The sequence below is a fragment of the Streptomyces gobitricini genome (assembly GCF_039532985.1).
Taxonomy (GTDB): Bacteria; Actinomycetota; Actinomycetes; order Streptomycetales; family Streptomycetaceae; genus Streptomyces; species Streptomyces gobitricini.
On the sequence record NZ_BAAASR010000001.1, the window covers coordinates 89,873 to 107,407 of the forward strand.

Sequence of the window (17,535 nt, forward strand, 5' to 3'; positions counted from 1 at the left end):
GACCAACTCCTCGTCGAGCTGGGCAGGGACAGGCGGACAGAGCTAGAGTAACCGAACGATCGGTCGGGACAAGGGGGTCTCCCGAACCTGTGGACAGCTCATCGGGGAGGATCACTGTCATGACCGACAACATGGCCATCGAGCGGAGCCGCGCCGTCGCCGTCGTGGGCACCGGCACCATGGGGCAGGGGATCGCCCAGGTCGCCCTGGTCGCCGGCCACCCGGTACGCCTCCACGACACCTCGCCCGACCGTGCCCGGCAGGCCGCCGAAGCCATCTCCGGACGTCTCGACCGGCTCGTCGAGAAGGGCCGGATGTCGCCGGACGAGCGGGACGCGGCGGTCGGCCGGCTGCACGTGGCGGAGACTCTCGGCGACCTCGCCGACGCCGCACTCGTGATCGAGGCCGTCGTCGAGCGGCTCACGGTCAAGCAGGAGCTGTTCGCGCAGCTGGAGAAGACCGTCGCCGACGACTGCCTGCTCGCCACCAACACCTCCTCCCTGTCCGTCACCGCCATCGCGGGAGGCCTGCGCCTGCCGGGACGTTTCGTCGGACTCCACTTCTTCAATCCGGCGCCCCTCCTGCCGCTCGTGGAGGTCGTCAGCGGATTCGCGACCGACGAGACCGCCGCCACGCGCGCGTACGCCACCGTCAAGGAGTGGGGCAAGACACCGGTGCGCTGCGCCGACACCCCGGGCTTCATCGTCAACCGCATCGCCCGCCCCTTCTACGCGGAGGCGCTGCGCCTCTACGAGGAGCGGGCCGCCGACCCGGCCACCATCGACGCCGTCCTGCGCGACTGCGGCGGCTTCAGGATGGGGCCGTTCGAGCTGACCGACCTGATCGGCCAGGACGTCAACGAGGCCGTCACGCGATCGGTGTGGGACGCCTTCCACCAGGACCCGAAGTTCACCCCGTCCCTCGCGCAGCGGCGCCTGGTCGAATCGGGGCGCCTGGGCCGCAAGACGGGCCAGGGCTGGTACGCGTACGGCGACGGTGCCGAGCGCCCCGCGCCCCGAACGGAGGCGCCCGCACCTCCGCCCGCTAAGGTCACCGTCCACGGCGATCTCGGCCACGCCGAGCCGCTCGTCGCGATGATCGAAGCAGCGGGCATCAAGGTCAGGCGCCAGAGGCGCGGCAACCACATCATCCTGCCGGGCGGCGGCCACCTCACTCTCGCGGACGGCGAGGCGGTCTTCGAGTACGACGGCGACGAGATCATTTACTTCGACCTCGCCCACGACTACACCTCGGCCACCCGGATCGCGCTCGCCACCGCCCCGACCACCTCGCCCGAGATCCTCCAAGAGGCCGTCGGCCTCTTCCAGGCACTCGGCAAGGAGGTCACGGTGATCGGTGACGTCCCGGGCATGATCGTGGCCCGTACCGTCGCGATGCTGGTCGACCTCGCCGTGGACGCCGTCGACCGCGGTGTCGCCTCCGCCGAGGACATCGACACCGCCATGCGCCTCGGCGTGAACTACCCGGCCGGTCCGTTCGAGTGGGCCGCCCTGTTCGGCTACGAGAACGTGTCCGATCTGCTCGGCTCCCTGCACACGCGTTACCCCACCGGCCGCTACGCCCCCTGCCTCGGCGTCGTGCGCCGCGAGTACGAGGAGAGGGCGGCGCGATGAAGGGCAAGGGCAGCCGATGACCACCGCCAAGCGCGACACGTACACCCCCGAGACGCTGCTCTCGGTCGCGGTCCGCGTCTTCAACGAGCGCGGCTATGACGGCACGTCCATGGAGCACCTCTCCAAGGCGGCCGGTATCTCCAAGTCCTCGATCTATCACCATGTGGCGGGCAAGGAGGAGCTGCTGCGGCGTGCCGTCAGCCGGGCCCTCGACGGCCTGTTCGCGGTCCTCGACGAACCCGGCGCCACGCGCGGACGGGCCATCGAACAGGTCGAGTACGTGACCCGGCGCACCGTCGAGGTGCTGATGGACGAATTGCCGTACGTGACGCTCCTGCTGCGCGTACGCGGCAACACCAGGACCGAGCGGTGGGCCCTGGAGCGCCGCCGGGAGTTCGATCACCGGGTGGCGGACCTGCTCAAGGCGGCCGCCACCGACGGCGACCTGCGCGCCGACGTGGACATACGGCTGGCCACCCGGCTGCTCTTCGGCATGGTCAACTCACTGGTGGAGTGGTACCGGCCGCAGCCGGGTGGCGACGCCGAGCGCCGGCAGGTCGTCGAGACCGTCGTCCACCTGGCCTTCGACGGCCTGCGGACGAGCCACTGAACCGGCGTCGGCGGCGTGGCTGAGCGCACCTGACGGACGGGCGCCCTGCGAGGCCCTGTCCGCGGGAGCCCGCCCGTCGGTGCCGTCCGCCGGAGGCCACCGGTCGGCCCCGTCCGTCGGACCTCACCCATCGGCCCCGACCGGCGGACCTCACCCATCGGCCCCGACCGTAGGCCCCGCCGGTCAGCGCTCGCGCGTCAGAGCTCGTCCGTCAGGGCCCGGCGGCCGACGTCCGTCTCCTCGAAGACCAGCAGCGTGCGCGTGGAGAGCACCTCCGGAATCGCCTGAAGCCTGGTCAGGACCAGTTCGCGCAGCGTGCGGTTGTCCGGCGTGTGCACCAGCAGCAGCACGTCGAAGTCCCCGCTCACCAGAGCGATGTGCGCGGCGCCCGGCAACGCCTGGAGCTGCTCGCGGACCGTGCGCCAGGAGTTCTGCACGATCTTGAGCGTGATGTACGCGGAGGCGCCCTGGCCCGCCCGCTCGTGGTTCACCCGCGCGCTGAAACCGCGGATCACCCCGTCCTCGATCAGCCGGTTGATCCGCGCGTAGGCGTTGGCGCGAGACACATGGACACGGTCGGCCACGGACCGTATCGAGGCGCGCCCGTCCGATTGGAGGATACGGAGAATGTCGCGGTCGATCGCGTCGAGCGGCCTCGGCGGCGCCTGCTGGTCGTCGCCCGGAGGCCCCTGATCCCTGCCGTCGGCCATTTGTTCAGCTGCCATGTCCCCCCGCCTCTCATCCATGGACGACCTGTCTCTATCCCAGGCTGTGGAGAACCGTTTGTCCACAGACCGAAGGCGCCTGTAGCCAAAATGCCGCCACGACCGAACAATCGGTAGGTGAGGCGCGTCACAGTCGCGTCCCCCTTCGGGTCTTATGCCCGCTCCCACGAGGAGGTGCTGTCATGACGGTCCAAGAGCTGCCCGGTGCCGCCCCTTACCGGCCCACCCCGCCCCCGGCGTGGAAGCCGCGCACCGACCCCGCACCGCTGCTCCCGGACCCCGAGCCGTTCCGGGTGCTGGGCACGGACGCGGTGACCGGCTTCGCACCCGAGCTGCTGCGCCGGCTCCACGCCGAGCTGGTGCGCGGCCGCCGGTACAACACGCAGGCGACGGCCCTCACCAAGCAGGGCAGGCTGGCGGTCTACCCGTCGAGCACCGGCCAGGAGGCGTGCGAGGTCGCCGCCGCCCTGGTGCTGGAGGACCGGGACTGGCTCTTCCCGTCGTACCGCGACACCCTCGCCGCCGTGGCGCGCGGCCTCGACCCCGTCCAGGCCCTGACCCTGCTGCGGGGTGACTGGCACACCGGGTACGACCCGCACGAGCACCGCGTGGCGCCGCTGTGCACGCCGCTCGCCACCCAGCTGCCCCACGCCGTGGGCCTGGCGCACGCCGCGCGCCTCAAGGGCGACGACGTGGTGGCGCTCGCCATGGTCGGCGACGGCGGCACCAGCGAGGGCGACTTCCACGAGGCACTGAACTTCGCGGCGGTCTGGCAGGCCCCGGTCGTCTTCCTCGTGCAGAACAACGGCTTCGCGATCTCCGTCCCGCTGGCCAAGCAGACCGCGGCCCCGTCCCTCGCCCACAAGGCCGTGGGATACGGGATGCCGGGCCGGCTCGTGGACGGCAATGACGCCCCCGCCGTGCACCAGGTGCTCTCCGAGGCGGTCGCACGCGCCCGGCGCGGCGGCGGGCCGACCCTCGTGGAAGCGGTGACGTACCGCGTCGACGCCCACACCAACGCCGACGACGCCACCCGCTACCGGGGCGACGGCGAGGTCGAGACCTGGCGTGCCCACGACCCGATCCGGCTGCTGGAGGAGGAGCTGACCGAGCGCGGCATCCTCGACGAGGACGGTGCACGGCGGGCCGCCGAGGCCGCCGAGGCGATGGCCGCGCGGCTGCGGGAGCGGATGAACGCCGACGCCGAGCTCGACCCGATGGACCTGTTCGCGCACGTGTACGCCGAGCCGACGCCACAGCTGCGGGAGCAGGAAGCACAGTTGCGCGCCGAGCTCGATGCCGAGGGTGATGCCTGATGACGACCGTGGCGAACGCGGCGACGAAGCCCGCCACCAAGCCCGCCACCATGGCCCAGGCGCTCCAGCGCGCCATGCGCGACGCGATGGCCGAGGACCCGTCCGTCCACGTCATGGGGGAGGACGTCGGCACGCTCGGCGGCGTCTTCCGGGTCACCGACGGTCTCGCCAAGGAGTTCGGCGAGGACCGTTGCACGGACACCCCGCTCGCCGAGGCGGGCATCCTCGGCACGGCCGTCGGCATGGCGATGTACGGGCTGCGCCCGGTCGTCGAGATGCAGTTCGACGCCTTCGCCTACCCGGCGTTCGAGCAGCTCCTCAGCCATGTCGCGAAGATGCGGAACCGGACCAGGGGCGCGATGCCGCTGCCGATCGTGGTGCGCGTGCCGTACGGCGGCGGGATCGGCGGCGTCGAGCACCACAGCGACTCGTCCGAGGCGTACTACATGGCGACTCCGGGGCTCCATGTCGTCACGCCCGCGACGGTCGCCGACGCCTACGGGCTGCTCCGGGCGGCGATCGCCTCCGACGACCCGGTCGTCTTCCTGGAACCCAAGCGGCTGTACTGGTCGAAGGCCCAGTGGTCGCCGGACGCGCCCGACCCGGTCGAGCCGATAGGGCGCGCGGTGGTGCGGCGGACGGGCCGCAGCGCCACGCTCATCACGTACGGGCCGTCCCTGCCGGTGTGCGTGGAGGCCGCCGAGGCCGCGCGGGCGGAGGGCTGGGACCTCGAGGTCGTGGACCTGCGGTCGCTGGTGCCGTTCGACGATGAGACGGTCTGCGCTTCGGTGCGGCGCACGGGACGTGCGGTGGTCGTCCACGAGTCGACCGGTTTCGGCGGACCGGGCGGGGAGATCGCCGCCCGCGTGACGGAGCGGTGCTTCCACCACCTGGAGGCGCCGGTGCTGCGGGTCGCCGGGTTCGACATCCCCTACCCGCCGCCGATGCTGGAGCGGCACCACCTGCCGGGCGTGGACCGGATCCTGGACGCCGTGGCGCGACTGCAGTGGGAGGCGGGGAGCTGATGGCCCAGGTGCTGGAATTCAAGCTGCCGGACCTCGGGGAAGGCCTCACCGAGGCGGAGATCGTGCGCTGGCTGGTGGACGTCGGGGACGTCGTCGCCGTCGACCAGCCGGTCGTCGAGGTCGAGACGGCCAAGGCGATGGTCGAGGTGCCGTGCCCCTACGGGGGCGTGGTCACCGCGCGGTTCGGCGAGGAGGGAGCCGAACTGCCCGTGGGGGCGCCGCTCCTGACGGTGGCGGTCGGTGCCACCTCCGCCCCCGGAGCGGGTTCCGCCACCGACCCGGCGGGACCGGCGGGCGGGTCCCCGTCGGCCGACGGGTCGGTGCCGGCCACTGGGCCCGGGCCGGCCACTGGGTCGGTGTCGGCCAATGGGTCCGGGCCGGCCGACGGGCCGGGGACGTCCCACGCGTCGGGCCCGGCCACGGAGGGTTCGGGAAACGTGCTCGTCGGGTACGGGACAGCCGCCCCGGCGGCGCGCAGGCGCAGGGTCCGGCGGGACACGGCCGGCTCGGCAGCACCGGCGAGCACGGCTCCCGCACCGGCGAACCCGGCACCGGCGTCCTCCGTTCCGGCCGGTCCGGTACCGGCCCCGGCCGGTGCGGCGCCCATGGCCGCGCCGGTGAGCCCCGCGCCTGCCGACGGGCCGGTCCCGGTGATCTCCCCGCTCGTGCGGAGGCTGGCGCGGGAGAAGGGCGTCGATCTGCGCCGGCTGCGGGGCTCCGGACCCGAGGGCCTGATCCTGCGGGCGGACGTGGAACGGGCGGTGGCCGCCCCAAGGGCCGAGGAGACGCCCGCGCCCGCCGTGGCGGCGGTGCCGGGCGGCGCCGGTGAGCGGGTGCCGTTGCGCGGTGTACGCGGTGCGGTCGCCGACAAGCTGGCCCGCAGCCGGACCGAGATCCCCGACGCCACGTGCTGGGTCGACGCGGACGCCACCGAACTGATGGCCGCCCGCGCCGCGATGAACGCGGCCGGTGGGCCGAAGATCTCCCTGCTGGCGCTCCTCGCCCGGATCTGCGTCGCCGCACTCGCGCGTCACCCCGAGCTCAACTCCAGGGTCGACATGGCCGCGCGGGAGATCGTGCGCCTGCCCGAGGTGCACCTGGGCTTCGCGGCGCAGACCGACCGGGGCTTGGTCGTGCCCGTCGTCCGTGACGCGCACAACCGCACGGCGGAGTCCCTGACGGCGGAGTTCACCCGCCTGACGGAGGCCGGCAGGGCCGGGACGCTGACACCCGCCGACCTGACGGGTGGCACCTTCACGCTGAACAACTACGGCGTGTTCGGGGTCGACGGCTCGACGCCGATCATCAACCACCCGGAGGCGGCGATGCTGGGCGTCGGCCGGATCGTCCCCAAGCCGTGGGTGCACGAGGGCCAACTGGCCGTCCGGAAGGTCGTCCAGCTGTCACTGACTTTCGACCACCGGGTGTGCGACGGAGGGACGGCCGGTGGCTTCCTGCGGTACGTGGCCGACTGCGTGGAACAACCGGCGGTGCTGCTGCGAACCCTGTGACCCGTGTGATTCCGCCGTGAGGGCACGGGGCCACGCGCCCCGGCCCGGTGGCCCCGGCGGCGGGCGGGGAAGCACCCCTGGGGATACTGGTGCCGTGACCCCATTTGACGTCGTCGTACTCGCCGGGGGAGCCGCCAGGCGGCTCGGTGGCGTGGACAAGCCGGGCGTGAGTGTCGGCGCCAGGACCCTGCTCGACCGCGTGCTGGGGGCCTGCCGCGAGGCCGGACGCGCCGTCGTGGTGGGCGGGCGGCGGGCTACCGTGCGCCCTGTGGTGTGGGCACGGGAGGAGCCGCCCGGCAGCGGACCGCTGGCCGCGCTGGCGGCCGGTGTGCGGCACGTGGAGGCCGACACCGTGGTCGTCCTGAGCGGCGATCTGCCGTTCCTCCGGGACGGCGGCGTAAGGACGCTGGTCGACGCGCTGGCGGACCGGGACGCGGAGGGTGTCCTGTCCGTGGACCCCGACGGGCGGGACCAGCCGCTCGTCGCCGCGTACCGCACCGAGCCGCTGCGCCGCGAACTCGCACTCCTGGCAGCGGAACACGGCAACCTCACCGGGCTGCCGCTGCGCCTTCTCACGCAGGAACTGCGACTCCTCCGTATCCCGTCGGGGCCCCTCGCCTCCTTCGACTGCGACACCTGGGAAGACATCGCCACGGCCCGGGCCACGATCAGGGAGCATGGGAACGTGCTGGACGAATGGATCACCGCAGTCAAGGCCGAGCTCGGCGTCGACCTGGACGTCGACACCGGCGTCCTGCTCGACCTCGCCCGCGACGCCGCGCACGGCGTCGCCCGGCCCGCCGCGCCGCTCACCACCTTCCTGGTCGGTTACGCGGCGGCCAAGGCGGCCGGGGACGGTCCCGAAGCCGTCTCGCAGGCGGTGGCCGACGCCGCGCGCAGGGCATCGGCCCTCGCCGACCGCTGGGCGGCCGAGGCCGACGGTGCCCCCGGCGAAGCGGCCGGCAGCACCGGCACCGAGACCGGTACTGGCCGGGGGACCGGCACCGGCACCGGCACCGAGAGTGGGACCGGCGACAGATGACCGACCCGGAAGACGACGGCGTCGACGAAGCGCTCGCCCTGCTCGGGCCAGAGGTCCGCACACCGGAACGGCACCGGGCCACGCCCTGGGGCGAAGCCAGGGCCCTCGCCGCCCGCCTCGGCGCCGCCCGCCCCACCGGGACGCGGCGGGTGCCCCTCGGACAGGCACTCGGCGGTGTGCTCGCCCAGCCGCTGGCCGCGCTCACCGACCTGCCGTCGTTCGACACCTCGGCCATGGACGGGTGGGCTGTCGCGGGCCCCGGCCCCTGGCGCGTCCGCGAAGGCGGCTCCGTGCTGGCCGGCCACGCGCAGACACCTCCGCTCCCCGACGGCGAGGCGGTACGCATCGCCACCGGAGCCCGTGTACCGCCCGGCGCCACCGCCGTGATCCGCAGCGAACACTCCCATGCGGACGCCACCGGGCATCTGCATGCCCAGCGCGACGTGACGCATGGGCAGGACATCCGGCCGCGTGGACAGGAATGCCGCTCGGGCGACCAGCTGCTGCCGGCCTCGGCACCCGTCACCCCCGCCCTCCTCGGCCTGGCCGCGGCCGCCGGGTACGACGAGCTGCGTATCGTCGAACGCCCACGCGTCGATGTGCTCGTGCTGGGCGACGAACTGCTCACGGCCGGTCTGCCGCACGACGGGCTCATTCGCGACGCACTCGGCCCGATGCTCGCCCCCTGGCTTCGCGCGCTCGGCGCGGACGTGACCGTGACACGGCGCATCGGCGACGACGCCGACGCGCTGTACGCGGCGGTGAGTGGGACCGAGGCGGACGTGGTGATCACCACCGGAGGCACCGCCGCGGGACCCGTCGATCATGTGCACCCCGTCCTCGACAAGGCGGGCGCCGAGCTACTGGTCGACGGCGTGAAGGTCCGCCCCGGCCATCCCATGCTGCTCGCCCGGCTCACTCCGGCCAGGTACCTCGTGGGCCTGCCCGGCAACCCGCTCGCGGCCGTCTCGGGCCTGCTCACGCTCGCCGAGCCGCTGCTCCGCGGCCTCGCGGGTCGCCGGGCCCCGGAGCCGTACCGGGCCACCGTCCGCGACGAGGTGCACGGCCACCCGCACGACACGCGGCTGGTGCCGGTCGCCCACGCCGGAGGACGCGCCACCGGACAGCCCGCCGGCCACGGCGCCGGGGGCCGGCCGGCTGGGCCCGCGTCCCCGCTCGTCGTACCGCTGCACTACAACGGACCGGCCATGCTGCGCGGAATCGCGGCGGCGGACGGTCTCGCGGTCGTCCCGCCGGGCGGCGCCAGGGCCGGTGACGTGCTGGAGATCCTCGACCTGCCCTGGGCGGCGACCACCGGAAGGTGTTTCACGTGAAACTTCCTGGCCAGGACGCGATGGCGCGCGGAGCTGACGAGCATCTCGTCAGCGGCCACATCAGGCTGCCGAATCCGATCGTCCAACGGCCCCTGCGGCAGGTGGTCAAGCGGCTGCTGATGGCGCTGTCCGTCCTCGCGCTGACCGTCGTGATCGTCATGCTCGACCGAGACGGCTACCGCGACGGCGCTGATGAGACGGTCAGCCTCCTCGACGCCATCTACTACGCGACCGTGACCCTGTCCACGACGGGCTACGGCGACATCGTTCCCTACAGCGACGCGGCACGGCTCGTGAACGTGGTGCTGGTGACGCCGCTGCGCGTGCTGTTTCTGATCATCCTGGTCGGCACCACTCTCGAGGTCCTCACTCAACGGACCCGCGAGCAGTGGCGGCTCAATCGCTGGAGGACCACCTTGCGCGACCACACCGTCATCATCGGCTTCGGTACGAAGGGAAGGTCGGCGATCCAGACCCTGTGCGCCACTGGCCTGAAGAAGGACCAGATCGTCATCGTCGACCCCAACAGCAAGGTCATCGAGACGGCGAACGCGGACGGGTTCACGGGCGTGATCGGCGACGCGACCCGCAGCGACGTACTGCTGCGCGCCGAGGTGCAGCGCGCCCGGCAGATCGTCATCGCTACCCAGCGCGACGACACCGCCGTCCTGGTCACCCTCACCGCCCGCCAGCTCAACCGCGGCGCCAAGATCGTGGCAGCGGTGCGCGAGGAGGAGAACGCACCGCTGCTGCGCCAGTCCGGCGCTGACGCCGTGATCACCAGCGCGAGCGCCGCCGGCCGCCTGTTGGGCCTGTCCGTGCTCAGCCCCAGCGCGGGCACGGTGATGGAGGACCTGATCCAGCAGGGCACCGGTCTCGACCTGGTCGAACGGCCGGTCATAAAGGCCGAGGTGGGCAAGAGCGTGCGGGAGACGGACGACCTGGTGATCAGTGTGCTGCGCGGACACCGGCTGCTCGGTTACGACGATCCGGCGGCGAGCCCGTTGCAGCTGACCGACCGGCTGATCACGATCGTACGGGCGCGGAGTGTGCCGCCTTTGAGGACGCCGCCGGAGTAGCCTCGCGGCCATGCATGCGATCACGATTCCCGAACCCGGTGGCCCTGAGGCTCTCGTCTGGGCCGAGGTGCCCGATCCCGTGCCCGGTGAGGGCGAAGTTCTCGTCGAGGTGGCGGCGAGCGCCGTCAACCGTGCCGACCTCCTGCAACGGCAGGGCTTCTACAGCCCCCCGCCCGACGCCTCCCCTTACCCGGGCCTCGAGTGCTCCGGTCGTATCGCGGCGCTGGGGCCGGGGGTCGCCGGATGGGCTGTCGGTGACGAGGTGTGCGCGCTGCTGGCGGGCGGCGGTTACGCCGAGAAGGTCGCCGTTCCGATGGGGCAGCTGCTGCCGGTGCCGGACGGCGTGGACCTGGTGACGGCGGCGGCGCTGCCCGAGGTGACCGCCACGGTCTGGTCGAACGTGTTCATGGTGGCCCACCTGCGGCCCGGTGAGACGCTGCTGGTGCACGGAGGCGCCAGCGGTATCGGCACGATGGCCATCCAGCTCGCCAAGGCGGTGGGCGCACGAGTCGCGGTGACGGCGGGCGGCCCGGAGAAGCTGGCGCGCTGCGCCGAGCTGGGCGCCGACATCCTGATCGACTACCGCGAGCAGGACTTCGTCGAGGAACTGCACAAGGCGACGGACGGGGCCGGCGCGGACGTCATCCTCGACATCATGGGCGCCAAGTACCTGGAGCGGAACGTGAAGGCGCTCGCGGTGAACGGGCGACTCGCGGTGATCGGCCTCCAGGGCGGGCGGAAGGCCGAGCTTGACCTGAACGCCCTGCTGAACAAGCGCGCGGCGGTGACGGCGACGTCCCTGCGGAAGCGGCCGCTGGACGAGAAGACCGCGATCATCGCGGCGGTCCGCGAGCACGTCTGGCCGCTGGTCGGTGCGGGCTCGGTCCGCCCGGTCGTGGACCGTACCTTCCCCATGGCGGAGGCGCCGGAGGCGCACCGCACGCTGGAGTCGAGCTCTCACGTGGGCAAGGTGCTGCTGGTCGCGCCGTCCGCCTGACGCCGTCCGCCTGATGCCGTCAGCCGAGCTCCCGTCGGCGGCCCGTCCGGTCAGCACCCGCTCAGTGCGCGCACAAGCACACCGCGCGGAACGCGATGCGCACGCCCTCTGAGCAAGCTCCGGCAGGCCCTCGGAAATCCGTTCGGCACACGCCCGGGGCCCGGCACACGCACGGTGTGCCGGGCCCCTGGGGCTGACGAGCCGCCCTGAGTCGACCCGAACGGCTCTGATTGTGAGCCGCTTTCGGCTGCGTCGGGCCGTGGCCCGGGGCCGTCGGCTACAGGTACGGGCCGGAGCGGATAGCACCGTGACCGTGGCCGTCGTCGTCATCGGTCGGCGCGCCAGGCGGCAGCGCCCGGCGCATCTGCTCCAGCTGTGCGCGCGCCGCCATCTGCTGGGCGAACAGCGCCGTCTGGATACCGTGGAACAGGCCCTCCAGCCAGCCCACCAACTGGGCCTGGGCGATGCGCAGTTCCGCCTCGGAGGGGATCGCCTCGTCCGTGAACGGCAGGGAGAGACGCTCGAGTTCCTCCACCAGCTCTGGCGCCAGGCCGTCCTCCAGCTCCTTCACCGAGCCGGCGTGGATCTCCTTGAGGCGCACCCGGCTGGCCTCGTCGAGAGGCGCCGCGCGGACTTCTTCCAGTAGCTGCTTGATCATGCTGCCGATGCGCATGACCTTCGCGGGCTGTTCCACCATCTCCGTCACCGGGACCTCGCGCGACTCGTCGTCACCGTCACCGCCGCCGAGCGCCATTCCGTCCTGGCCTACGACCAGGATCTGAGGGTTCTCGTGCGACCGTTCATTCCTCGGCATCTCCATGCCAGCCATTCTCTCGCACGGGTGCGTCATCACACGGTCTGCCCCCGTACGAGGGTGATCCACCCTCGTACGGGGGCACAACCGTCCGGACGACGCCTCTTACGCCGCCGCGCGACGGGCCAGGGCCCCGCGCGACCGCGTGACCAGAGCGGCGAGCAGTGCGGCGCCCACGGGGACGGCGACCAGGAGCGCGGCCAGCGTCCCCCACGGCACGATGATCGGCACCTGTGGCCTCTCCATCAGGCCGCCGAGGTCCAGGGCCTGCTCGTACCAGCTCATCTGCTGGCGCCGCTCGGTCAGTCGCAACCCGATCGCCGGCAGAACGCCTGCCGCCGAACCGAGCAGCACACCCATCACGGCGACCACCCCGCACTGGAAGCCGCTCAGCGTCCGTCGCACCCGCGGCGGAGCACCGACCGCGGCCAGGGTCTTCAGGTCGGCCTCCGCGTCGGCCTGGGCGAGACCGGTGGCGATACCGGCCGCACCGATGGTGATCAGCCCGGCGAAGACGGTCAGCGACAGCAGCACGATGCTGTTCTCGCTGACGAACCCCTCCTCCACATGGAGGTCGACGGAAGCGCCTGTCTTGGAGAGCTCGTCGTCGAGCTTCTGACGCTGTTCCGTGCTCGGCATCCTCTCGGTCGAGAAGTACGCCCCGAACGGCACCGTCGTGATGCCCGCCGCCTTGGCGGCGGCCGGTGGCACGATGCCCGCCAGGCCGTACGACTCGGTCCCGGGTGCGGCCTGGTGCACGTCGAACGACTTCACCTGGCCCGGCGCTTCCTTACCCTTGGCCATGGCCTCTTCGGCCTTGGCGGGGTCGGTGATCAGCTTGATGCCCAGCTTGCCCTTGGCGTCGACCATCGTGCGGGAGAACGACACGACCTTGCCCTCGGCGAGCGCCTTCTCGGCCGCCGGGTCCTCGATCTCCAGTACCTTCAGCAGCTTGGCGTCGGCGACGACCAGGCCGCTCTCGGTGTACGCCATGCTCGGCGTCTCCTTGCAGCGCCAGTCCTGGGCGAGCTTACGGCGCTCGGCCTTGGTGTACTTGTCGGACGCATCCGAGCCATCGGGCATGTACACCCACAGCGGGCACTGGTTGGCCTTGGGGATGACGACCTCGTGACGGCCGCAGCCCTCGGCGTCCGCGTACATCTCGCAGGTGGCCTTGCCCACCACGATCCGGTCCACATCGGCCCGCACCTCGACGGGCAGGTTCTTCTGCACCGTGTCGCGCACCGCCAGGACGTCCCGGCCGCCGCCCTCCCCGAGGACCACGGAGACCGCGCCGTGGGGCAGCCGGGCCTCGTACGCCGCCCGCTGCTGGGCGTCGTCGCTCGCCTGGTAGGTGGCCACGGCGACGGTACCCGCGACAGCGGCCAGCACCGCGGCGACGGCCGGAGCCGTACGCCCCCGGTTGCGCACCGCGTCCCGCAGCGCCAGGCGCGGCGAGAGCGGCAGCCAGCGGCCGGTGCGCCCGAACAGACCCACCAGGGCGGGGGTCAGCGCGACGACACCCAGCTCGGCGAGGGCACTGCCGCCCGCCACGATGATGAACTGGTCCGAGACGACCGACCCGTAGAGCGCGATCGCGGCTCCCAGCAGGGCGGCGATCAGACCCACGACGGGCAGGACACGGCTGCTGCGGCGCACCCCACGGCGGCCGGTGAGCGAGGCGAGCACCGTCTGGCGGGAGGCGGTGACGGCCGGCACGACGGCGGCCAGCAGGCCGGTGAGCACGGCGATCAGGCCGATACCGAGCAGTTCCAACGGCCGGACGTCGAAGGCGCCGAAGCGCTGGCCCATGTAGTCCTCCAGCACCGGCTGGAGCAGGAAGGTCAGGAGCAGCCCGAGCACGGTGCCGACGACGGCCGCGGCGATACCGATGACCAGGCCACCGGCCAGGACGATCGCCCTGATGTGCCGGCGGTCGCCGCCGTTGGCGCCGACCAGCCCGAGCTGGCGCCGGGAGCGGCGGGCGCCGACGGCGAAGGCGGGACCGGCGAGCAGGCAGATCTCCAGCATCGCGAGGCCGACGATCGTTCCGGCGGCCGCGAGCGCGGCGGCTTTGGCAGCGGCGCTGTCGCCGTAGTCGCCCCAGCCCTCCCGCTGGAGCAGCGGTACGTCGGAGTCGGCCGGAGGGTCGAGGGCGACCGCACGCGAGATCACCATGACGCCCTTGGCGTTGGCCTCCTTGACCATGTTCCACGTGAAACCATCGGCATCCGTCGAACGGGGCAGGGCTAGCAGGTGCGTCGTGCTCTTGCCCGTTCCGGGCATACCGGCCGCGTCCAGCGCCTTGCCCAGCGGGTCCAGGAAGGCCCCGGGCAGCGCGTTGAGCTGGTCGGCCTTGAGCTCATTGGGCAGCTCGTACGACCCGACGACGCGGTACTCGCGGTCGAGTCCCCGTGCGGCCACCGTCGAGCCGAGACCGAGCCCGCTGGCCTCCAGGAAGTGCGTGGTCGCGGCGACCTCGTCGGCCTTCTCGGGGAACCGGCCGTCCTGGAGGGTCAGGATGCCTCTGGCCATCGGGTCGGCGGCCTTGAGCTCCCTGATCTCGGTCTGGAGGATCCCGTGGGCGGTGCGGATCTTTCCCGCACCGGCGGAGTCCGTCAGAACCGTGGAGCCCGCAGGAAAGGCCTTTGTGACATCCGTACGGCCCTCGGGCCACGGCTTGTTGTCGTAGTTGCCCGCCGGCGTGGAGTCTTCCTGCACCGGATGCTGGAGGATCGGCACTCCGCCGTAGTCGGGGTCGATGATCCGGGCGTCGGCGGCACCGAGCGTCCGGGCCAGCGTCTCCTCGGTGGACAGCTCCGACGTACGCAGGGTCAGGTCGGCGGCGCTGACGCCGATGATCGGCAGAGCGATCATCGCCAGGACGAGGAAGCTGCGGCCCTTGAAGCGCCAGGCGTCACGGCGGGCGATGCGCACCGCGGCGCGCCAGGAATGGAACCAGTTGTTCACCGCTCGGCCGCCCGGCCCGTGAGCAGGGAGTCGGCGTCGCTTCGTATGGTCTGGTCGACGACCGCGCCGTCCCGCAGGAAGACCACGCGGTCGGCCCACGCGGCGAACCGGGGCTCATGGGTGACCAGGACGCCCGCCGCGCCCGCGTCGCAGCGGGCGCGCAGCAGTGCGAGCACGGACTCGCCGGTCTCGGAGTCCAGGGCGCCGGTCGGTTCGTCGGCGAGGACGAGCCGCCGGTCTCCGACCAGCGCCCGGGCTATCGCCACGCGCTGCTGCTGGCCGCCGGACATCTCGTCGGGGAACCGGTCGGCGAGGTGGCCGAGGTCCATCTCCTCCAGTGCGGCGAGCGCCTCACGGCGCGCCTTGCGGGCGGAGACGCCGTCGAGCTCGCGCGGCAGGGCGACGTTCTCGGCGGCGGTGAGCGCCGGGATGAGGTTGTAGTCCTGGAAGACGTACCCGATGCTCCGGCGGCGCAGGGCGGCGAGCGTCTTGCGGTCGGCGGCGGTGATGTCCGTGTTCTCCACGATCACCCGGCCGGAGCTGGGGGTGTCCAGGCCGCCGGCGATGGTGAGCAGCGTCGACTTGCCGGAACCCGAAGGGCCCATGACGGCGACGAGTTCACCGGGGAAGACGTCCAGGTCGATACCACGCAGGGCGTGCACCTCGGTGGCGCCGGAACCGTGGACACGGGTCAGGTCCTGAAGTTGCAGCACGGGCTGCTGGTGCTGCTGAGGCAGCGATTTCTGAGGCTCTTGGGGCGAGCGGGATGGTGATGACATGGAGCAGGTTCCCCCTTGGCGTACGCACGCGGCGGCGCGCGGGCGTACGGAGCGGATGCGTACGGAAAGGCGACACATGGTCGGATGGTCAGGAGCGGCGCCGGCCAGACGGAGCGGTGGTACTCGGGCGCCGGGTACGAGTGCGGGTGTACGTGATGGGTGGTGCCGGTCAGAGCCGGCGCCGCGGCACGGGCCGCCGGGGGCTGGTCATGCTCCCGGGCGGGACGCCGCCCGACCCGGCCCCGGCACGCGCGGTGGCGCGGTCTGAGCGACGGCACCGGGCGGGTGAGCCGTGGTGGAGAGCCGGATCAGGCGGGCCTCGCAGTGGTCGAGCCACCGCGCCTCCGCCTCCGTCGCGAAGATCAGCTGCTCCAGGACGAGGAGCCACGCCACGTCGTCCCGTTCCCGCTCCGCCCCGCTCTCCACGGCGGTGAGGGCCTGCGCCTTGAGCCGGGTGTAGTCCTGCATCGCCTTGACGGTGTGACGGCGCTGCGCCTGGATGACGTTCCGGATGTCGACCCCGGGCGCGCCGACCGCCATGGCCAGCTTGATCGCCAGCTCGTCGCGGGCCGGGCTGGTGCGGTCGACCGGTCTTTCGAACCAGACCTTGAGCTCCTCCCGACCGGCTTCGGTGATCGCGTAGAGGGCGTGGCCCGCCTCGTCCTCACCGTCCTGCCCGATCAGGCCGTCGCGCTCCAGACGGCTGAGCGTCGTGTAGACCTGCCCGACGTTGAGGGGCCAGGTCGAGCCCGTGCGTGATTCGAACTCCGTACGGAGTTGCGAGCCGTAGCGCGGGCCGCGTTCGAGGAGGGCGAGGAGCCCGTGCCGGATGGACATACTCAGTATGTATACCGAGTATGTCGACGCCGACAAGCGACCTGAGAGGGAGGTGCGGCGTCCGTCGTGAGAGGGACGCCGGGGTACGGCGGCGGTCAGCGGCGCCTTATGCGCAGGCCGAGGAAACCGAGCCCGAGGCCCATCATGGCGAGCCCGACACCCAGCGTCAGTACCGGAACCTGCCGGTCAGCGAGGGTGTCCGCGGTCTGGGCGGCCGGTTCGTAGGCGGCGGCGGGCGGCGAGCGCGGCGGGTCGGCCACCGCGGGCGACTCCGTCTCGGGTACTGCTTCGGCCTCCGGCTCCTCCCCCCACGGCAGCTCCGGCGCTGTTGCCGTTCTGGTACGTGCGGGGCCGGCCGAACCGGATGCCGCACCCGGCGACGCGTCGTCGGAGGGGCTCACGGACGGCGACGCCGGCCGCCCGGGCCGCTGCCGGCCCTCACCGGCGGGCCGCCCGGCCAGGGAGGGCGAGGCGACGGCGTCCCGCGTCGGCCCCAGCACGGCACCGGGCGCGGTCCCGGTATCGGTGCCGGTGCCGGTGCCCGCCCCGGAGGCCGAAGGCGACGCGGAAGGGGCGGCGGCGGAGGGCGCGCCGGAGGAACCGTCACCGGGCCGGACGAGCCCCACGCCGGGCTCCTCGGCGGGCCCGGTCTGGTCCGCGTACGCGGCCGGGGCGCCCCATGCCGAGGACGCGACCAGCAACAGACCCGCGACCGCCGTCGCACACCGTGATTCGAGCCTTGGAGCCACCGGGTGACCCCCTCCTGTGCCGAGCCGCCAGGAGCCGTCGACCGGCTCCACAACGCACTCAGCCTCACACGGTGGCAGCACCCCGGCATCCCGGGCGGCTCCACAGCCACCCA

General features: G+C 72.6%; 15 protein-coding genes. 9 read left to right on the plus strand and 6 right to left on the minus strand.

The annotated features are described in order from the left end of the window. The first annotated feature begins 119 nt into the window (after positions 1-119). Positions 120-1,634, plus strand: a complete 1,515-nt coding sequence (locus tag ABD347_RS00375) for a 3-hydroxyacyl-CoA dehydrogenase (protein WP_344355036.1) — start codon at positions 120-122, stop codon at positions 1,632-1,634. Between the two features lie 16 nt (positions 1,635-1,650). After that, entirely contained in the window at positions 1,651-2,244 is a 594-nt protein-coding gene (locus ABD347_RS00380) for a TetR/AcrR family transcriptional regulator (protein ID WP_344355039.1), read from the plus strand. Between the two features lie 197 nt (positions 2,245-2,441). On the opposite strand, the gene ABD347_RS00385 is transcribed toward ABD347_RS00380, so the two are convergent. Further along, a complete protein-coding gene (locus ABD347_RS00385) occupies positions 2,442-2,954 on the minus strand; it encodes an Lrp/AsnC family transcriptional regulator (RefSeq protein WP_344355247.1) in 513 nt (170 codons plus the stop codon). A 197-nt stretch (positions 2,955-3,151) separates the two neighbouring features. Between ABD347_RS00385 and pdhA the strand changes: the two genes are divergently transcribed. The 7 genes from pdhA (at position 3,152) to ABD347_RS00420 (ending at position 11,273) form a co-directional block, all read left to right on the plus strand. Further along, complete coding sequence (pdhA, locus tag ABD347_RS00390; RefSeq protein WP_344355041.1) at positions 3,152-4,285, plus strand: pyruvate dehydrogenase (acetyl-transferring) E1 component subunit alpha; 1,134 nt, start codon at positions 3,152-3,154, stop codon at positions 4,283-4,285. Continuing rightward, entirely contained in the window at positions 4,285-5,310 is a 1,026-nt protein-coding gene (locus ABD347_RS00395; RefSeq protein WP_344355044.1) for an alpha-ketoacid dehydrogenase subunit beta, read from the plus strand. Before pdhA ends, ABD347_RS00395 begins: the two co-directional genes overlap by 1 nt. Then, entirely contained in the window at positions 5,310-6,821 is a 1,512-nt protein-coding gene (locus ABD347_RS00400; RefSeq protein ID WP_344355047.1) for a dihydrolipoamide acetyltransferase family protein, read from the plus strand. The genes ABD347_RS00395 and ABD347_RS00400 overlap by 1 nt, the downstream gene beginning before the upstream one ends. A 94-nt stretch (positions 6,822-6,915) precedes the next feature. After that, complete coding sequence (locus ABD347_RS00405) at positions 6,916-7,863, plus strand: NTP transferase domain-containing protein (RefSeq protein WP_344355049.1); 948 nt, start codon at positions 6,916-6,918, stop codon at positions 7,861-7,863. Then, on the plus strand, positions 7,860-9,197 hold the full coding sequence (locus tag ABD347_RS00410) for a molybdopterin molybdotransferase MoeA (RefSeq protein ID WP_344355051.1): 1,338 nt from the start codon (positions 7,860-7,862) through the stop codon (positions 9,195-9,197). The genes ABD347_RS00405 and ABD347_RS00410 overlap by 4 nt, the downstream gene beginning before the upstream one ends. Further along, positions 9,194-10,276 (plus strand): potassium channel family protein, encoded by a 1,083-nt coding sequence (locus ABD347_RS00415; RefSeq protein ID WP_344355054.1) that lies wholly within the window; start codon positions 9,194-9,196, stop codon positions 10,274-10,276. The genes ABD347_RS00410 and ABD347_RS00415 overlap by 4 nt, the downstream gene beginning before the upstream one ends. Positions 10,277-10,286: 10 nt before the next feature. Continuing rightward, on the plus strand, positions 10,287-11,273 hold the full coding sequence (locus tag ABD347_RS00420; protein WP_344355056.1) for an NAD(P)H-quinone oxidoreductase: 987 nt from the start codon (positions 10,287-10,289) through the stop codon (positions 11,271-11,273). A gap of 277 nt (positions 11,274-11,550) precedes the next feature. Here ABD347_RS00420 and ABD347_RS00425 read toward each other — a convergent pair whose 3' ends face one another. From ABD347_RS00425 to ABD347_RS00445, 5 genes are all read right to left on the minus strand, one after another. Further along, entirely contained in the window at positions 11,551-12,093 is a 543-nt protein-coding gene (locus ABD347_RS00425; protein WP_344355059.1) for a bacterial proteasome activator family protein, read from the minus strand. 99 nt (positions 12,094-12,192) lie between these two features. After that, complete coding sequence (locus ABD347_RS00430) at positions 12,193-15,057, minus strand: FtsX-like permease family protein (RefSeq protein ID WP_344355061.1); 2,865 nt, start codon at positions 15,055-15,057, stop codon at positions 12,193-12,195. Further along, complete coding sequence (locus tag ABD347_RS00435; RefSeq protein ID WP_344355063.1) at positions 15,054-15,836, minus strand: ABC transporter ATP-binding protein; 783 nt, start codon at positions 15,834-15,836, stop codon at positions 15,054-15,056. Before ABD347_RS00435 ends, ABD347_RS00430 begins: the two co-directional genes overlap by 4 nt. Before the next feature lie 207 nt (positions 15,837-16,043). Next, a complete protein-coding gene (locus ABD347_RS00440) occupies positions 16,044-16,673 on the minus strand; it encodes a PadR family transcriptional regulator (protein ID WP_344355066.1) in 630 nt (209 codons plus the stop codon). Between the two features lie 95 nt (positions 16,674-16,768). Next, positions 16,769-17,422 (minus strand): hypothetical protein, encoded by a 654-nt coding sequence (locus tag ABD347_RS00445; protein ID WP_344355069.1) that lies wholly within the window; start codon positions 17,420-17,422, stop codon positions 16,769-16,771. Positions 17,423-17,535: the final 113 nt, after the last annotated feature.

Coding starts and splice junctions, on each gene's coding strand:
- ABD347_RS00425 (WP_344355059.1), bottom strand. CDS start 12,093: ATGGAGATGCCGAGGAATGAACGGTCGCACGAGAACCCTCAGATCCTG.
- pdhA (WP_344355041.1), top strand. CDS start 3,152: ATGACGGTCCAAGAGCTGCCCGGTGCCGCCCCTTACCGGCCCACCCCG.
- ABD347_RS00385 (WP_344355247.1), bottom strand. CDS start 2,954: ATGGCCGACGGCAGGGATCAGGGGCCTCCGGGCGACGACCAGCAGGCG.
- ABD347_RS00400 (WP_344355047.1), top strand. CDS start 5,310: ATGGCCCAGGTGCTGGAATTCAAGCTGCCGGACCTCGGGGAAGGCCTC.
- ABD347_RS00395 (WP_344355044.1), top strand. CDS start 4,285: ATGACGACCGTGGCGAACGCGGCGACGAAGCCCGCCACCAAGCCCGCC.
- ABD347_RS00420 (WP_344355056.1), top strand. CDS start 10,287: ATGCATGCGATCACGATTCCCGAACCCGGTGGCCCTGAGGCTCTCGTC.
- ABD347_RS00380 (WP_344355039.1), top strand. CDS start 1,651: ATGACCACCGCCAAGCGCGACACGTACACCCCCGAGACGCTGCTCTCG.
- ABD347_RS00410 (WP_344355051.1), top strand. CDS start 7,860: ATGACCGACCCGGAAGACGACGGCGTCGACGAAGCGCTCGCCCTGCTC.
- ABD347_RS00440 (WP_344355066.1), bottom strand. CDS start 16,673: ATGTCCATCCGGCACGGGCTCCTCGCCCTCCTCGAACGCGGCCCGCGC.
- ABD347_RS00435 (WP_344355063.1), bottom strand. CDS start 15,836: ATGTCATCACCATCCCGCTCGCCCCAAGAGCCTCAGAAATCGCTGCCT.
- ABD347_RS00375 (WP_344355036.1), top strand. CDS start 120: ATGACCGACAACATGGCCATCGAGCGGAGCCGCGCCGTCGCCGTCGTG.